Annotated in this window: 22 protein-coding genes; 14 read left to right on the plus strand and 8 right to left on the minus strand. The window is 34.1% G+C overall.

Translation table 11 applies throughout. From position 1 onward, the window contains the following. Window positions 1-50: 50 nt before the first annotated feature. The 4 genes from OA86_RS12775 to OA86_RS12790 form a co-directional block, all read right to left on the minus strand. Window positions 51-1,004, minus strand: coding sequence for an ADP-ribosylglycohydrolase family protein (locus tag OA86_RS12775; protein ID WP_039353990.1), 954 nt, complete (start codon window positions 1,002-1,004; stop codon window positions 51-53). Window positions 1,005-1,112: 108 nt separating this feature from the next. Beyond that, on the minus strand, window positions 1,113-1,595 hold the full coding sequence (locus OA86_RS12780; protein ID WP_039353991.1) for a GNAT family N-acetyltransferase: 483 nt from the start codon (window positions 1,593-1,595) through the stop codon (window positions 1,113-1,115). A gap of 128 nt (window positions 1,596-1,723) precedes the next feature. Further along, window positions 1,724-2,170 (minus strand): HRDC domain-containing protein, encoded by a 447-nt coding sequence (locus tag OA86_RS12785; RefSeq protein ID WP_039353993.1) that lies wholly within the window; start codon window positions 2,168-2,170, stop codon window positions 1,724-1,726. 92 nt (window positions 2,171-2,262) lie between these two features. Further along, complete coding sequence (locus OA86_RS12790) at window positions 2,263-2,592, minus strand: single-stranded DNA-binding protein (RefSeq protein WP_039353994.1); 330 nt, start codon at window positions 2,590-2,592, stop codon at window positions 2,263-2,265. Between the two features lie 491 nt (window positions 2,593-3,083). Between OA86_RS12790 and OA86_RS12795 the strand changes: the two genes are divergently transcribed. The 3 genes from OA86_RS12795 (at window position 3,084) to OA86_RS12805 (ending at window position 5,638) form a co-directional block, all read left to right on the plus strand. Then, window positions 3,084-3,908, plus strand: a complete 825-nt coding sequence (locus OA86_RS12795) for a hypothetical protein (RefSeq protein WP_039353997.1) — start codon at window positions 3,084-3,086, stop codon at window positions 3,906-3,908. A gap of 289 nt (window positions 3,909-4,197) precedes the next feature. Further along, a complete protein-coding gene (locus OA86_RS12800) occupies window positions 4,198-4,701 on the plus strand; it encodes a hypothetical protein (RefSeq protein WP_039353998.1) in 504 nt (167 codons plus the stop codon). A gap of 55 nt (window positions 4,702-4,756) precedes the next feature. Continuing rightward, the gene (locus OA86_RS12805) at window positions 4,757-5,638 is read left to right on the plus strand and encodes a chitinase (RefSeq protein ID WP_039354001.1); all 882 of its coding nucleotides are present in this window, start codon (window positions 4,757-4,759) and stop codon (window positions 5,636-5,638) included. Window positions 5,639-5,758: 120 nt separating this feature from the next. On the opposite strand, the gene OA86_RS12810 is transcribed toward OA86_RS12805, so the two are convergent. Next, window positions 5,759-7,057, minus strand: coding sequence for a DEAD/DEAH box helicase (locus tag OA86_RS12810; protein WP_039354003.1), 1,299 nt, complete (start codon window positions 7,055-7,057; stop codon window positions 5,759-5,761). Between the two features lie 230 nt (window positions 7,058-7,287). Here OA86_RS12810 and OA86_RS12815 point away from each other — a divergent pair, with 230 nt between their 5' ends. The 9 genes from OA86_RS12815 (at window position 7,288) to OA86_RS12850 (ending at window position 11,531) form a co-directional block, all read left to right on the plus strand. Next, complete coding sequence (locus tag OA86_RS12815; protein ID WP_039354007.1) at window positions 7,288-7,500, plus strand: hypothetical protein; 213 nt, start codon at window positions 7,288-7,290, stop codon at window positions 7,498-7,500. Between the two features lie 119 nt (window positions 7,501-7,619). Further along, entirely contained in the window at window positions 7,620-7,898 is a 279-nt protein-coding gene (locus OA86_RS12820; protein ID WP_039354009.1) for a PAAR domain-containing contractile injection system baseplate protein, read from the plus strand. A gap of 16 nt (window positions 7,899-7,914) precedes the next feature. Further along, entirely contained in the window at window positions 7,915-8,307 is a 393-nt protein-coding gene (locus OA86_RS12825) for a pentapeptide repeat-containing protein (protein WP_311316320.1), read from the plus strand. After that, a complete protein-coding gene (locus OA86_RS16115; protein ID WP_311316321.1) occupies window positions 8,243-8,473 on the plus strand; it encodes a pentapeptide repeat-containing protein in 231 nt (76 codons plus the stop codon). Before OA86_RS12825 ends, OA86_RS16115 begins: the two co-directional genes overlap by 65 nt. A gap of 250 nt (window positions 8,474-8,723) precedes the next feature. After that, window positions 8,724-9,743: an OmpA family protein gene (locus OA86_RS12830; protein ID WP_052257519.1), complete on the plus strand. Its 1,020-nt coding sequence runs from the start codon at window positions 8,724-8,726 to the stop codon at window positions 9,741-9,743. Window positions 9,744-9,981: 238 nt separating this feature from the next. After that, complete coding sequence (locus tag OA86_RS12835; RefSeq protein ID WP_039354012.1) at window positions 9,982-10,281, plus strand: lactonase family protein; 300 nt, start codon at window positions 9,982-9,984, stop codon at window positions 10,279-10,281. Window positions 10,282-10,291: 10 nt separating this feature from the next. Continuing rightward, window positions 10,292-10,915: a hypothetical protein gene (locus OA86_RS12840; protein WP_039354014.1), complete on the plus strand. Its 624-nt coding sequence runs from the start codon at window positions 10,292-10,294 to the stop codon at window positions 10,913-10,915. 4 nt (window positions 10,916-10,919) lie between these two features. After that, window positions 10,920-11,261, plus strand: coding sequence for a hypothetical protein (locus OA86_RS12845; RefSeq protein ID WP_039354017.1), 342 nt, complete (start codon window positions 10,920-10,922; stop codon window positions 11,259-11,261). A gap of 69 nt (window positions 11,262-11,330) precedes the next feature. Further along, window positions 11,331-11,531, plus strand: a complete 201-nt coding sequence (locus OA86_RS12850; protein WP_039354020.1) for a hypothetical protein — start codon at window positions 11,331-11,333, stop codon at window positions 11,529-11,531. Between the two features lie 20 nt (window positions 11,532-11,551). Here the strand turns inward: OA86_RS12850 and OA86_RS16035 are convergent, their stop codons facing one another. The 3 genes from OA86_RS16035 to OA86_RS12860 all read right to left on the minus strand — a co-directional run bounded on the left by OA86_RS16035 (window position 11,552) and on the right by OA86_RS12860 (window position 14,008). After that, the gene (locus OA86_RS16035) at window positions 11,552-11,683 is read right to left on the minus strand and encodes a hypothetical protein (RefSeq protein WP_260241958.1); all 132 of its coding nucleotides are present in this window, start codon (window positions 11,681-11,683) and stop codon (window positions 11,552-11,554) included. Window positions 11,684-11,894: 211 nt separating this feature from the next. Next, window positions 11,895-13,352, minus strand: a complete 1,458-nt coding sequence (locus OA86_RS12855) for an NAD(P)/FAD-dependent oxidoreductase (protein WP_039354023.1) — start codon at window positions 13,350-13,352, stop codon at window positions 11,895-11,897. A gap of 479 nt (window positions 13,353-13,831) precedes the next feature. After that, entirely contained in the window at window positions 13,832-14,008 is a 177-nt protein-coding gene (locus OA86_RS12860) for a BF3379 family histone-like protein (protein ID WP_039354025.1), read from the minus strand. Window positions 14,009-14,216: 208 nt separating this feature from the next. Between OA86_RS12860 and OA86_RS12865 the strand changes: the two genes are divergently transcribed. Then, on the plus strand, window positions 14,217-15,281 hold the full coding sequence (locus OA86_RS12865; protein WP_039354028.1) for a Gfo/Idh/MocA family oxidoreductase: 1,065 nt from the start codon (window positions 14,217-14,219) through the stop codon (window positions 15,279-15,281). 475 nt (window positions 15,282-15,756) lie between these two features. After that, window positions 15,757-17,133 carry a trimethylamine monooxygenase gene (locus tag OA86_RS12870; protein WP_039354082.1) on the plus strand — a complete coding sequence of 459 codons (1,377 nt, stop codon included), beginning with the start codon at window positions 15,757-15,759 and terminating at the stop codon, window positions 17,131-17,133. Window positions 17,134-17,423 lie beyond the last annotated feature (290 nt).

The following is a 17,423-nucleotide window of genomic DNA, read 5'->3' on the forward strand; positions in this document are numbered from 1 at the left end:
GAAAAAATTTGTTTTCAGAACTCATTTTTAGTGTTAATTTTTAAAAGCGATTATTCAATAATTTTCATTTTCTCTGATAATCTTTCAGCTAAATTTTCGATATCTTCTTTTCTTGCTATTTGATTGATCCAATTTTTGGGAATATTATCAAAGCCATAAAGTAATCCTGCAAGTCCACCGGTGACCGCTGCAGTTGTATCGGTATCTTCGCCTAAATTGACGGCTTTCAAAGTTGCGTCTTTGTAATTGTCGGTTGTCAATAAACACCAAATACTGGCTTCGAGGGTGTGAATTACATATCCGCTGCTCAAAATATTTTCTTCCGATAAATCAAAAATATCGGCTGTTAAAAGTCGGTTAAAAAAAGAAATTTCCCTTTGATTGATAGAAATAGATTTTAAAAACTCCGGGATTTCTGTTTGTAAATTTTTATAAATCTCGAATTTATCGACCCCGGAAATAAGTTGTCTTGCAAATTCCAGATAATAAAAACACGCAATGACCGAACGAATATGTCCGTGTGTGATTGAAGAAACTTGTTTTGTAATTTGATAGCGCTCATCAACGGGTTTGTCAATAATGTAAAAAAGCAGGGGCAAAATTCTCATCAACGAACCATTACCATTTGAAGAAACTTCGAATCCTCCCGCTAAATCCGGTCTTTCGCCTTTTGCAAGGCGGTTAATTGCTTCTCTTGTTGCGATCCCAATATCAAAAACATGTCCTCGTGCTGTCCAGTAATTTTCATGAACCCATTTTACAAAATTTTCACCAATTACTTTTAAATCGAATTCTTGCGTTAACGCTTCAGCAAGACAAAAAGTAAGAGAACTGTCATCGGAAAAAGTTCCCGGCGGTAAATTATAAGTGCCAAATCCGATCATATCCTTCACAGGATTTTCGCTGATTATTTCTCTACTTTTAAATTCAACCGGTACGCCAAGTGCATCTCCAATTGCAACGCCAAACAAGGCAGATTTAATGTTTTCTTTCAGGTCTTTCATAATTAGTCATTAAAATTTTATTTTAATTATGGGTATTTTTTTAGAATCTAAAACTATTTCGATTGTTCCTATTTACAAAGTAAAATAGAAAAATATTAATCAAAATTTCTAAAGATGTTTGATCATCCAAAGGTTGCAACCCGAATGTCCGGAATTTCCCAAGGGTTTTTCAAGATAAGTAAAACCTTGCTTTTCGTAAATGGAAACTGCGGTCGAAAATTTGGGTAAACTTTCTATGTAAATTGATTGATATCCGGACTTTTTCGCAAACTCAATACTTTCTTCCATGAGCATTTTGCCCAAACCTTTTCCCCGAAAATCTTTACCGATATAAAACTTAACCAGTTCTGCACAATTTTCCGGTAAACCTTCGGTGGGGAAAATTCCGCAGCAACCACATAATTCGCCATCTGATTCTGCTACAAAGAGTGTTGAATTTTCCTTTTGAAACAGTTCATATAAATCATCTGTCGTTGGATCAACATAAACTGTTCCTTCCGTAGCAACATTAAAATCATGAAAACAACTGCGAATGATTGTAGCTAATAATTGATTATCTGATTTTTGAATTTTTCTTATTGTAATTTCCATTCTATAAATTTAAAAAAACTTAGTTAGTTAAAAAACAAAAAAAAAGTTTTCGACCTCATTAAATTTTTAAATGAAAAAGACCGAAGAAATTTCTCCGGTCTTTCTGAAAATATATAGAATTTGTGTTTTTAGACCGTTTCTAAAATCTCAATGATTTCTTCTCCATAATTTTCGATCTTGTATTTTCCAAAACCTTTGATATCAAGAAGTTCTTCTTTTTTAATAGGTTTGTATTTCGCGATGGAAAGCAATTCTTTGTTGGTTGCGATCAAATAAACCGGCAGGCTTTTCTCCTTCGCTTTTTCACTGCGCCAGAGTTTTAGGGAATCGAGGATTTTTATTTCATCAATATTCAGCTGCTCCTGTTCTGCACTGTACTTTTCAGATTTGGGTTCATTGAACTGCACTTTTAATTCTTCATAATACAGAATAACCGACCAGTAATTTTCATCATCTTTCACAAAAGCAGTTTCGTATTTTAAGATGTTATTTTCCTGAAGAAAGCGATCGAGTGTTTTTTGATCAGAATAAATAAACTCTTCGGAAAGGCGTATTTTAAAAATTTTAGTTTTCATGGCTTTGTGTTTTTATAATTATTTGTTTAAAAAAAAAGAGAAGCAAGCCGAATTCAATAGGCTAAAATCCGGCTTATCTTCTCCAACCATAACTATTTTCCACTCAAAAGAACAAGTTCCTCGACACGGATTTCGGTTGTAAATCTTTTGATTCCTTCCTTATCTTCATAATTTTTATACACTACTTTTCCTTCTACGGCGATCTCTTTGCCTTTTTCAACATATTTTTCCATAATGTCGGCCAACTTTCCGTTAACAACCAGATTGTGCCATTGGGTTTCCTCTACTTTTTCTCCCAAAGCATTGGTGTAATGATCGGTTGTCGCCAAACTTACTTTAGCTAATTTTCCGTTTTCGAATTTCACGATTTCTACGTCTTTTCCTGTTCTACCGATTAGGGTAACTTTGTTTCTTAGTGACATGGCTTTAAATTTTATAATTAAACATTAGAAACGAGTCTCACTGATTTTCCTCGAATCTCTGTTGCAAAGGTTCATCGGTTACCAAAATTTAGTCGGTAAAGAAGTGTTTATTATCGTTTGTAGTCGTTTGTATCGATTATAGATCTGAAAATCAATAATTTATTTTTTACTTTTTAGGAGCACAAAGATTCCATTTTCTCCAAAATTTCGCACCCGCTTTACGTTTCAATCTTTTTCATCTCGTCTGAAGCCGGGACAAAAAAGGATTTCCACTGCAATCGGGGCTAAAATGAAGGGGATTTTATCTTTCGAAAGCGCAACAGAAATACGTTAGAAATAAAAAAAACATTTGATAATTGGCATTGAATTTTTACTATTTTAGCTTAGCAATAAAGTCTCATTCAAATACAACCAAATTTTGGCGTGTTTGCGTAACATGATAATACATATAAAAAAAATATCTGCCACTCTAATAAACATATCGCCAAAAAATGGACGTTGTAAAAATTCCAAAAAAATTAAAGACTATTTTCCAAGAAATAAGAGATGGAAATATTGAATTAGGAAATGAAAATCTTAAAAACTACAAGGATTTTGAACCTCAAAAAAATATTGTTTTTGCACAAATGAATTATTTTGAAAGTAATTACGAACAAGCAATGCTTAATGACGAAAACTCTCTTTTATTTAATGAACAATGGTATCCAGGTAATATATTAACAGAACATTTTTTTGCTTATACAAATACTGCAATAAAAATAAATCAAATTGAAAGAGCGGAAAAATTTTACAACTTTTTTTTGGAAACTAAAGAAATGGAAACCCTTCCGGCACATCAAATAAATCAATATAGATATTTAGTTGAACAGCACATTTTAAAATTAAATGGCGAAAAAAATCTTAAATTATATCCTGAAAAATTATCGTTAATTACCGAAGGCAAAAAAATTTCTGAAATAGAATTAATTCAACAAAAACACAGAAAAGATTTAAATAATAAAAATATTGAAAAAATCGAGTATTTACTTAATTTTATGATTACTGACTGCAATTCAAAATTAGTTTTTGAATATTATGAAAAATATTGTGAAGAAATAAAAAGTGAAAATATTCACTTTGATATTGCAAGATTATATTGTTTGGCAAACGATGAAAATTTGGCGCGAAAAGCAACATTAAAATTTGTCGAAAATTGGTTTCCAATTGACTTTCTACAAATTGTTCCAATGAAATTTTTTGAATATGAGGAAATGAATTTAATATTAACAGATCAATTTAAAGTTCAAATTTTAAACTCACGGAAAGCAATAACGTAAAAGAGCATCAGATAACAAGACATTTCTATCAACGGGTCAAATGTTTCTATCATAAAGATTTTCTCTACCTGATCAATTTGTTATATTTACATAGACTTGTTAAAAAAAGTCCACCTCCAACAGAAATATTCAACCATGAGCAGAAACTCAAAAAAGTTGTCTGCTATTTTAAACCAAAGACTGCAAATTGACATATAGAATTTTATCCAAGGAAAAGAAGTTTTATTTTACGCCAAGAAAAATAATTTTTATCATTTGGATATCTCTAATGATCATAATTTTTCTACGGATGAACTTCACAAAAAATTATGATCAAGATTTCAATGCGTTTGATGCTATCATATTTCTCGGAGTTTTAGCCTGCATGATTGTAGCTTTAGCTTTTTCCATTATTAAAGTTAATAAAGTGCAATATTTACAAGGGAAATTTAACGGAGTACTTGAATTTAAGAATGAAGAAATAGTAATTCGGAATAAAATATATTCACTTAACGAAGTAACACATATTGGAATTGACGCAAATGATTTTAAAGGTTCTTGGGGAATTTCCAGCTTTGAGGGCAATTTAGGCGATTCTTATCGATCCAACGGGACTGACAACCATTTAAAATTACTTTTAAATAATAATCAAAATATAACCATCAACTTCGAACAGATTACAAAGAATCAAATATTTAACGATAAACATTTTTTAATAAATTATTTTCATCTTGGGAAATTTAATTATGCAAACCTTGTTGATATAATTGGTGAAGATGATGCTTATATCAAATATAAAAAACACACCCGGTAATATATTCTATGATTAAATTAACCGTTCTAATCGAAGCGACTACAATTCTCCTCACATGAAATACCTCTTCATCATATCACTATTTTTCCTCTCAATAAACTGTTCCACTAAAACACCGATACCGCTTCACGAACCTTTGAAATCAGTACAAAACAAAACTGGCGAAACTGCTTTAACGCTTTATTTAAACGAAAAAAAGTGGAATGAGCTTTTTCCAAACCGTTACGGAATTAACACCAAAAATCCACAAAAAAATTCACCTGATTTCTATTCCTTTAAATCATTTGTTGCCGCTGCACGCATTTATCCGAATTTTCTGACAGGTGATGCAGAAACGCAAAAGCGGGAACTCGCCGCATTTCTGGCGAATATTGCGCAGGAAACAAGCGGCGGTTGGGCGGAAGCACCGGGAGGATATTTTAAATGGGGTCTCTGTTTTCTGGAAGAAAAACAAGAAGGTATTCCCAATGATTACGCTGATTTCTCGAAGGTCAATTATCCTCCTGTAGCGGGTGAAAAATACTTTGGTCGTGGTCCAAAACAATTAAGCTGGAACTACAATTATGGACAATTCAGCGAGGCGTGGTTTGGCTCAAAAGATAAATTATTACAACATCCTGAATTGTTGTCGCAAGATCCTGTTCTTTCATTTGCCTCAGCAATCTGGTTTTGGATGACGCCTCAATTCCCGAAACCATCTTGTCATGATATCATGAATGGCAAATGGATTCCTAACGAAAAAGATCTTCAAAATGGACGTTTACCAGGTTTTGGCGCAACGGTAAATGTGATCAATGGCGGTGTAGAATGTGGAAATGGAAACAATCTTCAAAAAACAACTTACAGATACGAGTATTATCAATATTTTTGCGATTATTTTAAAGTTTCGCCTGGAGATAACATCACTTGTAGCAACCAGAAACCATTCGGACAATAACCGCAACTAACTATAAAAAATGAAATTTAGTTAAAAGAAACTATGAAAATAAAGCGGTCAAAATTTGAACATTTGAATTCAAATCCAGACCGCTTCATTAATATTTAGGAAACTAAAAAGTTATTTATTGTTCTCCGCTAAATAATTTGACAACACTTTATCAACCAATTCTTCTTTCGTCAAATGATGAAAAATGGTTTTTACTTGCTGTTTTACTTCCTCAGGGATTTCACGATTGGGTTTTGTTTTGAAAACTTTTTTCGCCCAAACCAAAGTGTTGTTCCATTCGATCGCTTCAGCATTCGCTTTTTTGATCGGTTTAAAATGAATGCCGAGTTCTTTTTCAAAAGCCGGAATTTCTTTCACTTCATCTTCCTGAATGATCGTCATCGAAAGTCCTTTCGCTCCTGCTCTACCCGTTCTTCCACTACGATGAACGTACGCTTCGTGCGTGTCGGGCAAATGATAGTTCACAACATACGCCAGTTCTTTTACATCAATTCCTCGCGCTACCAAATCTGTGGCCACCAAAATATCGATATATCCTTCACGGAACTGTTCCATAATTCGATCACGAATTCCCTGCGTTAAACTTCCGTGCAATGCGCCTGAAGAAATTTTACGAATTGCGAGATTTTTTGCCAGTTTATTGACGGCAGCTTTGGTTTTACAGAAGATAATTCCTCTTCCACCTTCCTGAGAATTCAAAAAATGCAAAAGCACATCTAATTTCTCGATCGGATCAACTACAATATATTGATGATCGATGCCTTCATGTCCAATTGTTGCCATATCTGAATTGATGAAAATGGCATTTTTCGACATGTAATTATGAACGATGTCTTTCAGTTCTCCCGGCATTGTCGCACTGAATAAATAAGTACGGCGATCTTTCGGCAATGATTTTAAAATCGGCATCAGATCTTCTTTTAAAGCCTGAAACATTTCATCGGCTTCGTCTAAAACTAAATGTTTCAGAGATTTAATATCCAAAGCACCTTTCTCTAATAAATCTAAAAACCGACCCGGAGTTGCTACAACAATATGCGTCGGAGATTTTAATTCTTCAACTTGCGATTTTACTGACGCTCCACCCGAAAGCAAAACGATTGAAATTTCTGGAATATATTTCGCGAGTTCATTCAGATTATTATAAATCTGTTGGCACAATTCCCGTGTTGGCGATAAAATTATAGTCTGAATATTTGTATTTTCAACATCAACCAATTGCAAAAGAGGCAATCCGAAAGCGGCGGTTTTACCCGTTCCTGTTTTGGCAAGTGCGACCAAATCTTCCTTTTCATCAAGAATTAAAGGAATAACTTGTTCCTGAATATCTGTCGCCACCGAAATTTCTAAATCGGTTAAAGCATTTTGAAGTTTTTTTATAATTCCTAAATCGGAGATCAGTCTGGACATTGTAAATTGTTTTTGCAAAGATAACCACAGTTTTTGTGAATCGTTTGATCTCAGAATTTAATTAGGAAATTTTTACAGGATTAAATTTTAGATTAATACAACCGTTTTAAAACTTTTTAGAAAATAATTCTATTCTATTTTTTTTACATTTACAAAAAATCACACCGTAACATTTTAAAAGAAATTTCACTTTGTAAATCTATAAAACCTCAAAAATTAGAACTCAATTTATGTTCAAATATATCTTTATCTTTTTAGTATTCTTTGTTAAAACGCAAGCTCAAGTCAATCAGTCTTTAATCGGCGACTGGACCAAAGTAAAAGTGAAAATCAATATCCGAACTGATCCTGCTTATGCCAAAGCAACACTTCTTTTGAGTATAAAAGAGATGGAAATTTCATCAATACAACTTCTGATGAAGGATACAGAATCGATAAACTGACAAGTGATTCGCTTATTGTCATTGAAAACCTCAAAGGGAAGACTGAAAAAGATAAAATTCAAAAAATTTGGTTTGTAAGAACTTCTAAAATCAAGAACAATTAACTAAAAAATAAAAAAATGCCAAATGCTGCAAGATTAAATGATCCGACCGATCACGGTGGAGTAATTGTAGGACCGTGTTGTCCTACCGTACTCATTGGGGGAATGCCCGCTGCGAATTTAGGAGACATGCATATTTGTCCACCACCAGAATCTCCACCACATTTATCAACTCCATTTCCTCTCGGAAGCAGCACTGTTCTAATCGGTGGAAAACCAGCTTTGCATGTTGGTGATTCTGCAGGATATGGCGCAAAAATTATTCTCGGTTGTCCTACCGTAATTATTGGATCCTAAATAAACAGAAAAATTTATGCAAGATCAAACCTTCCACAAAATAGATTTCACTAAAAACCCTTTAGAGAAAGGCGAATACGAAAACTGCACTTTCCAAAACTGTAATTTTAGCGAAAACAACCTTTCCGATTTCAAGTTTATAGATTGTGAATTCGTAGAGTGTAATTTGAGTTTAGCTCAATTAAATGAAACTGCTTTTCGCAATGTTACTTTTAAAGATTGTAAAATGCTCGGTCTTCAACTTGAACGGTGCAATGATTTCGGACTTGCTTTTTCGTTTCGCAATTGTCAGTTAAATCATTCTTCTTTTTTCCAACTTAACATTCGGAAAATAATTTTCAAAGATTGTCAAATGCGGGAAATCGAATTTTCAGAAGAATTTAAGCAGTGCAGACTTTACCGATTGTGACTTATCACAGACAATTTTTCAAAACACGAACCTCGAAAAAGCAGATTTTCGCAGCGCTTTTAATTACACTATTGATCCAGAAAACAACCGCTTAAAAGGAGCGAAATTTTCTTTAGCAGGGATTTCGGGACTTTTGGGAAAATATCAAATTAAGATTGAGCAGTGAAATTATATTTTAGGCGCCTTTTTCCGCCCTCCGTTCCCAATCTTTTTTTCCTCCCTCTTCCCAACGATTGGGAGGCAAAGCGATAAAAAGGATTTCCACTCAGGTCGGGCCGTAAGATGCCGTGAAAAATAAAATAAGTTGCGTGGAATTAGGGGGAAATGCGCAATGTAAAATAAATCTCTTTATGTATATTTGAGACGTCGCAGAAAAAGATGCTGATAATTAAAAAAACAAAATCAAAAAAATTAAAATGCAAAGAATATTAGTAGCCATTGTAATTATAGCGCAATTGACCGCCTGCAAAAACAACAAAGAAGAAAAGGTAGAAAGTACGCAAGGAAATATCGAAAGTCAAACAGTAAAGGCAGATGAAAACACGGGTAGTGAGGAAAAGAAAGAGATGACTACAATTAACTGGAAAGAAATGCCTGATTTAAAGGACATAGGAAACTTTCCCTTTATTACCGCTCCGAAAAATTGGAAGATTGCAAATGAAAAAGAAGGACTTTCTGAATATTTTCCTTATGAAAAAATGGAAAATTACACAGGTAGTGGATTTTATACTACTGAAGGCAGATTAGGCGTTATTCATTTCGAAGGAGATGATTACAATCAGCGGTTTTTTGATAAAAGCATTTTATCTTATTTAGATGATTTAGGTGCCAAAAAGATCCATCAAGGCACCCTTCCATCAGATGATGAGTCCAGAAGTATCAATAAAGAAAACATGTATAGTGGAAAATACAGAACGGTAGGTATATCTGCTTCGACGGATCCTATTTCACTGTACGCTTTTAAAAATAATGGTAAAAATTATATGGTGAATGTTCAGTCTAATTCTGCACAGGGAGAAATATTTATTATGGAAATAGAACCCTTTCAACAAACCATCAAAAAATATACTTCACAACAGATGTTAAGTGACATTTCTGCAAAGGGGAAAGCAATCTTGAATATTAATTTTGATACCGACCAATCTACCTTAAAGCCAGATGGAGCAGTGATCGTTGAGGAGATCGTGAAATTAATGAAAGAAAATCCTAATTTAAAAATATCGATCGAAGGGCATACCGATAATTCTGGAAGTGCCACGAGAAACAAAATACTTTCTGATGAAAGAGCAAACTCCGTTTTAAATACTTTGGCTGGAAGTGGAATTAACAAATCTAATCTTAAAGCGAAAGGTTACGGTTCCGAAAAACCTTTGGTAGATAATGATAATGAAGAAAATAAAGCAATAAACAGAAGAGTTGAGTTAGTCAAATTTTAGAAAACTAATGTAAAAAATAACGTTTTCTTTCCTATAAATCTTCACGACTTACAATCGAAAAAGCAGGATCAGTATCCCGCTGACATATTTTTAGAAGTTTCTTGAAATTTCTATGATGAAGATTAATAAACATTATTTCTTTTTATTATTTAAGAAAACTTACAGTAAATACGCTTTCTGAAATAAAATAAACTAATGAGAAATGCAAGCTGTTTAAAGACCAAAAAACTTTGAAAAATTGAAAAAAGGGATACTATTAACAGCTCTAATTTTGACGTTCATCAATCTTTATTCGCAAAATACGTACGTTTTTTTTGGTTCATTCAACAGAGATAAGACTGCAGAAGGAATTTATGTTTACAAATTGAATATGAAAAGTGGAAAACTCTCCAAAGTAACCACCGTAAAAAATATTCTCAATCCCTCCTTCTTAACTTTATCTCCAGATGGAAAGTACGTTTTTGCCTGTACAGAAAGTAAAACGCCAAACGCTGGAAGAGTGAGTAGCTTCGAATTTAAACCTCAAAATAATTCTTAAATTCTACCAAATGTTGACTTCGCAAGAATTAACCGATGCTTACGAAAGATTTGATGATGACAGAATCATCAGAATCGCAACATTTGAATCTAAAAGTTTACGAGAAATTGCAGTTCCGATTCTTGAAAATGAAATCAAAACCCGCAATCTTCCCAAAGAATTACTTGAATGGATTAAATTGGAACGTCATTTTTTTAAAGGTTCTGAATTGGGAATGTTAAAAGGTAGGATTAGGAATTCGACCTGTTCAAATTGTGCAGCGAAAAGAAAACCAATCATGGGTTTTCACATTCACCACTGCTCGGTGTGGAATTTTCCGAAAGAAATGAAAGTGCTACTGTGTGAAAATTGCGGCAAAAAATTAAGAAATAAAAATTACAAAATAGCGGCGACTTTAGGTTGGGCTTCAAAAACTGGCTTTCTACAGGTTCCTTATTATTTTATTAGTGAACTGATTGATTCTTTCAAATTTGAAAAAATAAGTAATCAAATTATCGAAGATTTTATATTTGAAAACACGGGTTTACTTCGACAACAGGGAATTGACAAAATGGAAAAAATCATTCAACAGTATAACTCCAATCAAATGCACGCACAGAAACCCGAGATTCCTTCAATGGTTGATTTTATATAAAATAATGAAATATTTCAATTTGCTTTTTTTAGTTTTCCCATTTCTAATTTTTAGTCAGACCACAAAACCTTCCCTGAAATTGGTGGTAGAAAAAGGCACATTTTTATTTGATAAAGAAAGTTATAAAGAGAAAAATGCAAAACTTAATGATCATTTGTCGGAGTTAAAAAAAGTGGATTCTTTAAAAAAGCTCAATCCGAAATTAAATGTAACGATCATTGATGACCGCATTTTAGAGTACCCAAAATTCGATAATGCGACGGTACTTTTTAAAAACAAAATTTTCGAAATTTTGAATATTGAAAAAACGAAATGGGGTAAAAATACCTTCTTACTTTATCGATAAAACTGGGAAAATCAAGAATTGTAAAGCGATTTTGGTCTCGGATCAAAGAGTCTCCAAACAAATTCGAAAATGGTTTTATCGAAAGATTTTGCGCGCTGGATTTCTGCAAATTATTACGAAACGGCGGTTAATTATGATTTCAGATTTTCAATTATTATTGACCTTGATTTTTCAAAATATAATTTAAAAAATAAATGGTCGCAGGAAACGAACGAAAAGGAATTTGAAAAGCACAAAAAAAGCACTCCTTCAAGCGAAGAAGTGCTTTAGTTTTATAGAAAATCAAATTCTTAATCCCTCGTTCCGCCGTGACCTTCCGCAACTACGCGCATAATTTTCAGGTTGAGGAAAATAAATTTGAAAAACTGCAAAAACGGATTCTGCATTTTGAACTTTTGGTATTTTGATATTCTTTCAGACATTTCTTTAGATTTTAGTTGTTAGAGATTTTTGATCATTGATAATTAATAGTAAAAGCAAATTTCTCTTTTTAAACCGCAAAAAGTGGTAAAAGACAAATATAAAAAGGAGATATTTCAAAAGGATACAAAAAGTAAAACCTGTATTCTATGTGCGTTTTGCCAACTTTTAAATAACTATTAAAAACTTTTGTGACTTTGTGGTTTAAAAATTTTATTCCGGGATCAACCACCAAAAAGGTTTCATTTTCGCTTTATAGATAAAACCAAAATGCAATGCGTATTTCACCCAATGTCCAGCTAAACCGATGTCGCCAAACGTTTTATCAATATCTCGACCATGCGTTTTTGGATATTTCACATAATCAGGAACAATTGGAAAAGTTGTGATACTCACCGCAGAACCTTTGGTTAAGCCAAAACCTGCCGAAGCTACACAAGCTGCTCCCATATTTCCAAGCGATCCTTTGTGAATTTTTTCTTTGGTATTCAAAATTTCTGCGATGATATTATCTGCGACTAATTTCGCAGTAATTCCAGACGGCATTCCTGTTCTTGGCGGTGCGGGAAAAATTGGATTTCCGTTTTTGCTGATCCTTGGTTTGGAGATAGAATGTGGTGGTGCAAAAGCAATTCCAGGTGCAAAAATATTTGGATAACTCGGATTCTGGTAGGTTTCTGGCCAATCCTGAACTTTCCATTCTTCATACGGTTTCTGCGTGTAGTCGGCGTCAACAATCATAAATCCAGAAAATAATTTCGACGTAATATCTTCACCAGTTTTATTGTAAGCTTTGAAAGGATGCCCTGCAAAAGCTGGAATCAACATTCCAAAGTCGTATTCTTCGCTTTTATATTCACCATCTAAAGTTTCGTAATGAACCACTCCATTTTCCACTTTATTCACGCCAGCTTTCAAAATCCATTTAATTCCACGATCTTCAAAAACCATTTCCACCATTTCAGATGATTTCATTCTCATTCCTTGATAAGCGAGCAACATTCCATCCATACCGAAATCTCCAAGGTCGTACTCATTAGAAATCCACGTAATTTCAACTTTATCGCGCAAACCACTTCGGCGAAGTTCATTTTCAACATTCAGAATATATTCAAAAGCTGCACCTTGACAAGTTGCTTTTGCGTGACCAGTTCCAATGAGAACTTTCAATTTTTTATCAGATTTTTTGAGTTTTTCTTCCAACTCTTTTAATCCTGCAGCTGCATGTTCAGCGTGATCATAAGTACAAACTGAAAACATATTATTCTCTCCGGGTTTCAAACCCTCCGTTTGATCAAACGCCAATCTTGGTCCGGTCGCATTGATGAGGTAATCATAAGTCACTTTTTCCTGTTGTCCCTTTTTCTCTCCAACCACATATTCTGCGAGGATAAAAGGTTTGCTTTCTTCGGCATCACCTTCTGGGAAAAAACTCACTCCTTTTGCCTGCATATAACCAATTCCTTTCTTTTTGTACAAAGGCTGGAGCGGAAAAATAATTTCCTTCGATTTCATTCTTCCAACTCCCACCCAAATATTAGAAGGAACCCATTGATAATTGCTGTTTGGGGAAACTACGAGAACTTCATGTTCTTTACCTAATTTCCGTCTTAATTGTGCGGCGGCGGTATGACCGGAAATCCCGGCACCAAGAATTACTATTTTTGCCATGTTTATTTTTATCAAAGTTAAAGACTAAATCTTTCAAAGTCTGTAACTTAGATTACATAGGGAAGGCAAAAAAAATATGGTTTTTTTAAAAGGATTCTGTTTTATTAGAATCAACAAGGTTTTGTCTTTGTCACAAGTTAAGTCCCGCTTTCCACTTTATCTTTTTCTCTATTCCGTTTCGTTAAAGGATGCCCTTACAAAAAGAGGAACGAGTTTCGACGATTCAGATAAAATAATTAGAAAGGGAGTTAATTGGGGCTAGAATTTAAACTGGTTTTTTGTTCGAAAATTTTTAAAGTACATCTTATACTAAAATTCGAGAAAATTATTATAAAAGCAATTAAAAAAAAGGACCAAAAATAAAGGCTACCGTTAAAAAACGACAGCCTTTATAATGAAAATATAAGGTTAGAATAATTAAAAAAACGCTCCTAACCTATAAAAAAGTTTCTTTATTTACTAAAGAATCAATCAAAAAACTATTTTTTTGACTCTTCGATAGAAACTTTTCTAAATTCTTTTAATAATTTTTCAAGTTCCAAAGTTGCTTTTCTTGCTCTTGCACCTGCAGCTTTCACTCCTTTTTCTGCTAATGAAGTTGATTCAGTTGCAAATGTTTCAAATTCTGCGTTGATTTTTTCGATTAGGTCTTTCATAATAGTATGTTATAAATTTAGATTTCAAAAGTACAATTTTATAAGGATATACAAAGGTTTGGCGAAATAATTATTAAAATAAGTTAGATTTAAAAAATTATAGAAATTTTCAAATTCATTTTGGTTTAGAATTTTAAATTCTCTTTTTAGAAAATCACAATCCTGCAAATCACCAATTTTATAAATACATTTGTTGAAAATTTACAATATGCAATTGATAAAAGTCGGTCTTTGCGCCTTTGGAATGAGTGGAAAAGTTTTTCACGCGCCGTTTTTAACAGAACATCCGGGATTTTTCATGGCTGCGATCGTCGAACGATCAAAGCAAGAATCCAAAGCCAAATATCCCGACGCAACCATTTACAGATCTGTAGAAGAAATGCTTCAAAGTGCAGATATTGAATTAGTCGTCGTGAACACGCCCGTTCAAACCCATTTCGAATATGTAAAAAAAGCTTTGGAAGCTGGAAAAAACGTGATTGTGGAAAAACCTTTTACCGTAAATATTTCCGAAGCTTTGGAATTGGTAAAGTTGGCTGAAGAAAAAAATCTATTCCTGAGTGTTTATCAAAACCGCAGGTTCGACCGCGATTATCTTCAAGTCCAAAAAATTTTAGAAGAAGGAAAATTAGGAACTTTAAAAGAAATCGAGATCCGCTTCGACAGATTTCGAACCGAACCGAGCGCAAAAGAACATAAAGAAAATCCTAATCTCAAAGGTTCAGGCGCGCTTCATGATCTGGGTTCTCATCTTATCGATCAGGCGACGCAACTATTTGGTTTCCCCGAAAAACTTTTTGCCGATATATTTTCGATGAAAGGTTCAGCCTTTGCCAATGATTATTTCGAAGTTCTACTTTACTATAAAAATGATTTAAGAGTGCGTTTAAAATCTTCCGTTTTCACTAAAGAAGCACATTACGCCTATATTCTTCACGGCAACAAAGGAAGTTTTTTACAGGAAAGAACTGATTCTCAGGAAACGGAATTAGTAGCGGGAGCCATTCCAACTTATAACGAAGACTGGACGAAACCTCTGACAGGAACCGACGGTATCCTGAACTATTTAAAAGAAAATTCAGATTCCGAAAGAACTCTAACTTCCACCGAACCCGGAAATTACATGAATTATTATCAGGATATTTACGAACATATCGTTTTCGGCAAAACACTACCTTCACCAGGATCTGAAATTATTCAGAATATGAAAATCATCGAAGCTGCTTTGGAAAGTTCAGACGAAGGGAAAGTTGTTGATTTAACCAATTATTAATCTCAATTGATAACCTCATCGATCTTAAAAATTCATTCACCTATTTTTTACTTACCGACAATCTAAAGCAATTTTTGCAGCATTTAAATTGTGTAATCTTTAGGTTTGCATTCAAAAACCGCTTCGATTTTCATTCCTTTCAAAGCCTAAAAAAATAAGCACTTAAACACCTAAGTTTCGGATTTTCTTACCGTTTCGAAATACAAAATCAAATCTTCACTTATCATTTCTAATCTTATCAAATTAGGAATTCCGCAAAAAAATCCGTATTTTAGCAATATTGCTTAAATATAAAAATTCATTTCGGAAATTACGCATCGATGATTCATCTGTTAATTTCCATCTTTAGAGACTCACTCTCTTCCTTCTGCATTTAACAGAAATTTTTTACAAGCTATTATTAATCTGGAAAATTTGCTTTTTTTAAAAGACAGATTTTCTACCTAAAATATTGTTCATGATCAATAAAAATGTAATGAAAAACAAACGCATCGGTATCATTGGTGCAGGTCCAAGTGGTTTAGCGCAAATTCGTGCTTTCGAAGCTTTGCAGGATCAAGGTTACGCTATGCCCGAAATCATTTGCTTCGAAAAACAGGACAACTGGGGCGGAATGTGGAACTATTCCTGGCGAACAGGCGTTGGAAAATACGGCGAACCTTTGCACGGCAGCATGTACAAATACCTTTGGTCCAATGGGCCGAAAGAATGTTTAGAATTTTCTGATTATTCTTTCGACGAACATTTCAAGAAACCTATTTCTTCTTATCCGCCACGACCAGTTCTGTTCGATTATATTCAGGGACGAATCAAGAAAAGCAACGCTCGTGATTACATCCGTTTCGATACCTGCGTGCGCTGGGTTAATTTTGATGAAGACACCAAAAAATTCAACGTTATTCTGGATGATCTAAAAATCAACAAAACCTATTCTGAAGAGCTGGATTACCTGGTCGTAGCGTCCGGACATTTTTCTACACCGAACATGCCTTACTTCAAAGGAATCGAAAATTTCCCTGGAACCGTGATGCATGCACATGATTTTCGAGGTGCAGATCAGTTCAAGGACCGTAATATTTTGCTCATCGGCAGCAGTTACTCTGCAGAGGATATCGGCGTTCAGTGTTATAAACACGGCGCAAAATCGGTTACTTTAAGTTACAGAACCAATCCGATTGGAATCGACTGGCCTGAAGGAATTAAAGAATTTCCGCTAGTCACGCATTTCAAAGGAGAAACCGCTTTCTTTAAAGATGGCACGACAGAAAATTACGACGCTGTAATTATGTGCACCGGTTATCAACATAAATTCCCTTTTTTACCAGATGAACTTCGATTGAAAACCAAAAATAATCTCTTCCCCGATCATTTATACAAAGGCATATTCTTCAATCAACTGCCGCAACTCATTTATCTGGGAATGCAGGATCAATATTACACCTTCAATATGTTCGATGCACAAGCGTGGGTTGCCCGCGACTTTATGATGAACCGTTTAACCTTGCCAACAGAAGCGGAACGACGTTTAGATATCGACAGATGGTTAGAAAGAAATGACCAGTTGGAAGGTAGTTTAGACAATGTCGATTTTCAGTCTGATTATATTAAAGACCTACTTTCTCTTTCCGATTATCCGCATTTCAATGTCGATAGAGTTGCCCAAATGTTCAAGGAATGGCTTCAGGATAAAGAGGACAACATCCTCACTTACCGCGACAAAACCTATCAAAGTGTCGTTACCGGAACCGTGGCTGCTCAACATCACACCGATTGGATGGATGAGTTGAACGACAGCAAGGAGCGCTATCTTTATGAAGCCGAGGAAGAAGAAATGATTTCCGACCGCATTTAAAAATTTTACAAAAATATTCTACCCTTTAGATTTTCTGGAGGGTATTTTTTTTAAGAGCAAGAATGTTAAATTTTCTCCGAAGTAACTGACCTCCTTTCCACTATATCTTTTATTCCGCTGCGCTTCATAAAAGGATGCCGTTGCAATCGGGACTAGAATTGGGATTGGTTTTTTTTGTACAAATACTTTGAAAGTCAAGTATTCAGAAGTAATTTTTTTCAAAAATGAAAAATTAATGTTTACTTGCTGATTGATATTGTAGCGTTAATTTAAGGGTAACAAAAAAAAGG

It is taken from the genome of Kaistella jeonii, assembly GCF_000812865.1.
GTDB lineage: Bacteria > Bacteroidota > Bacteroidia > Flavobacteriales > Weeksellaceae > Kaistella > Kaistella jeonii.